The organism is Rhizobacter sp. P2_H2, from assembly GCF_056403375.1.
Window position 1 is genome coordinate 1 of record NZ_JBFUFP010000879.1, and the last position, 2,336, is coordinate 2,336.

Annotated in this window: 3 protein-coding genes; 1 reads left to right on the forward strand and 2 read right to left on the reverse strand. The window is 72.9% G+C overall.

The annotated features are described in order from the left end of the window. Positions 1-868, forward strand: an 868-nt coding sequence (locus AC1D15_RS27650; RefSeq protein WP_477828524.1) for an acyltransferase family protein, incomplete at its 5' end; no start/stop codon positions are given. Here AC1D15_RS27650 and AC1D15_RS27655 read toward each other — a convergent pair. Both AC1D15_RS27655 and AC1D15_RS27660 read right to left on the reverse strand, forming a co-directional pair. Then, a complete protein-coding gene (locus AC1D15_RS27655) occupies positions 810-1,742 on the reverse strand; it encodes a GNAT family N-acetyltransferase (protein WP_477828525.1) in 933 nt (310 codons plus the stop codon). The two genes, AC1D15_RS27650 and AC1D15_RS27655, sit on opposite strands and share 59 nt — an antisense overlap. Further along, positions 1,739-2,336: histone deacetylase family protein (locus AC1D15_RS27660; RefSeq protein ID WP_477828526.1), on the reverse strand; the 598-nt coding region annotated here is incomplete at its 5' end. The genes AC1D15_RS27655 and AC1D15_RS27660, both read right to left, overlap by 4 nt.

The following is a 2,336-nucleotide window of genomic DNA, read 5'->3' on the forward strand; positions in this document are numbered from 1 at the left end:
GCCGCAGTCCTGGCTGGAGGTGCAGCGCCGTTACGGCTACGCCGGCAGCTACCTCGACTTCATCCCGCTCTACCTGCGCGGCGGCAGCGGCTTCTGCGATGCGGTGCACGGCTGCCTGGTGCTGCCGACCTGGAACCACCTGTGGTACCTGCCCTACCTGTTCGCCTACACGCTGCTGCTGTGGGGCGCGCTGCGCTGGCGCCCCGGCTTGCTGCCAGGCGTCGCGCAACTCGGTGCCCGCGCACTGGCCGGYCCGCGCCTGCTGTGGCTGCCGCTCGCGCTGCTGTTCGGGTGGCGCCTGCTGATGGCGCGCCGCTTCCCGGCCACGCATGCGCTGCTCGACGACTGGTTCATGCACGGCCAGTACCTGGCGATGTTCGCGTTCGGCGCCGCACTGGCGCAAGCCGCCAGCCTGGCGCAGGACGCGCAGCGCTGGCGCTGGTGGGCCCTGCTGTCGGCCGCGGCAGGCTGGCTCGCGCTGCAAGGGTTGCTGATGTCGGGGGCCGGCTGGCCGTGGCTGCGCGCGCTCGCGTTCTGCGTGCTGCAGTGGGGCGCACTGGTCGCCGCCATCGGCTTCGCCCACCGGCACTGGAACGCCGACCACCCGCTGCGCAAGACCCTCGCCGAGGCGGTGTTCCCGCTCTACCTGCTGCACCAGACGCTGATCATCCTGCTGGTGCACGCGCTGCTGCCATGGGCGTTGCCGTTCGAGGCGGAAGCGCCGCTGCTGGTCGGCGGCACCTTCATGCTCGGCTGGATCGGCTACCGCCTCGCACTGCGCAGCGGGCCGCTGCGCATCCTGTTCGGGCTCAAGCCGGCAGCAGCAGCTCGCGACGCTCGCCGAACTGTCGCCACCCGCCGCGCGTGAAGGCGCGGGCCATGCCGGTGTTCGAGCGGTCGGTGTCCGCGACCAGGCGCGGCAGGCCGGCATCGCGCAGCAGGGCCGTCGCGGCAGCCAGCAGCACATCGACATGGCCGCGCCCGCGGTGGGCCGGCAGCACGCCGATGTAGCCGATGCTGCCGAAGTCGGCACCCGCCACCGGCAGCACCAGGCCCACGGCCGTGCCCTGCGCATCGAGGGCGATCTGCCACCAGCCCGGGTCCACGCGCATGCTGCGCAGGTCGGCGATCAGTTCGGCCGCATGGGCTTGCGCGCCATGCGCCGCGACGGTCTCGATGTCGATCTGGTCGCGCGAGGCCGCCGCCACCGCGGCCACCATCTGCCGCAGCAGGGTCTCGTCATCCGGGGTCGCCGCACGCAGGTGCAGATCACCCGTGTCGACCGCGGCGCCCGGCGCCAGCGCCGCCTCGAAGCGCAGCGTGTCGCGCTGGGTCCTGAAACCCAGGCCGGCCAGCAAGGCCAGGCGCGCGTCGCCGTGCGTCTGCCATTGCGGCGTGCGCGGCGGGTGGTCGTGGCAGTGGCCCACGGTCGTCAGGCCCGCGTYGGCCATCGCCCGGCGCGCGCCATCCAGCAGCGCCCGCCCGATGGCGTCGGCCTCGCCTTCCCAGGGCAGGTTCAGCAGCACGATGTCGAGCGGCCGGCCGACCCGCGGCAGGGCCCAGAACGCGATACGCCCGCAGGGCCGGCCGTCGCGCCAGGCGACGAAGCACCACTCAGGCCGCGACGACCCCGAGGCGAACAGCCCTTCGAGGTAACGCGCGGTGTCGTCGACGTGTTCAGGCGCGGTCTCCACCGCCGCGAACTGCCGCACGCTGTCCGCCTGCCGGATTTCGAATGTCATGCAGCGCCCTTCTCGAAGCCTTCCAGCACGTTGACCGCGTTGACGCCGACCTCGGCGACCGCGTAGCCGCCCTCGAACACGAACACCGTCGGCAGTTGCAGCGCGGCGATGTCGCTGCCCACCTGCAGGTAGTCGGCGCTGCGCAGCGCGAAGCTGGAGATCGGGTCGCCCTCGAAGGTGTCGACGCCGAGCGACACCACCAGCGCCTGCGCGCCGAAGCGGCCGATCGCCTCGGTGCCCGCACCCAGCGCCGCGCGCCAGCGCGCGAAGTCGGTGCCGCGCGGCAGCGGCAGGTTCAGGTTGAAGCCCACGCCGGCCCCGGCGCCGCGCTCGTCCGCATGCCCCAGGTAGAACGGGTACTCGGTGCGCGGATCGCCATGCAGCGACACCGTCAGCACGTCGGCCCGCTCGTAGAAGATGCTCTGCGTGCCGTTGCCGTGGTGGTAGTCGACGTCGAGCACCGCGACACGCTCGAAGCCGCCATCGCGCAGCGTCTGCGCGGCCAGCGCCGCATTGTTCAGGAAGCAGTAGCCGCCGAAGAAATCGGCGCCGGCGTGGTGGCCGGGCGGGCGCGTCAGCGCGAACGCGCCACGC